This window comes from Pseudomonas sp. PDM32, from assembly GCF_019219225.1.
GTDB classification, from domain to species: Bacteria; Pseudomonadota; Gammaproteobacteria; order Pseudomonadales; family Pseudomonadaceae; genus Aquipseudomonas; species Aquipseudomonas laurylsulfatiphila.
In genome coordinates this window covers 1-278 of sequence record NZ_JAHUWE010000060.1, presented here as the reverse complement: position 1 = coordinate 278, position 278 = coordinate 1, and the positions used below count along the sequence as shown (strand labels likewise).

The following is a 278-nucleotide window of genomic DNA, read 5'->3' as shown; positions in this document are numbered from 1 at the left end:
GCGAGGCTGAAAAGCGTAGTCGATGGAAAACAGGTTAATATTCCTGTACTTCTGGTTATTGCGATGGAGGGACGGAGAAGGCTAGGCCAGCTTGGCGTTGGTTGTCCAAGTTTAAGGTGGTAGGCTGGAATCTTAGGTAAATCCGGGATTCTAAGGCCGAGAGCTGATGACGAGTTACCTTTCAGGTGACGAAGTGGTTGATGCCATGCTTCCAAGAAAAGCTTCTAAGCTTCAGATAACCAGGAACCGTACCCCAAACCGACACAGGTGGTTGGGTA

At 49.3% G+C, this 278-nt stretch carries 1 rRNA gene; it reads left to right on the top strand.

Annotation, left to right across the window (positions count from 1 at the left end):
* Positions 1–278: ribosomal RNA gene (locus tag KW846_RS29790) — 23S ribosomal RNA — on the top strand; the annotation flags it as partial.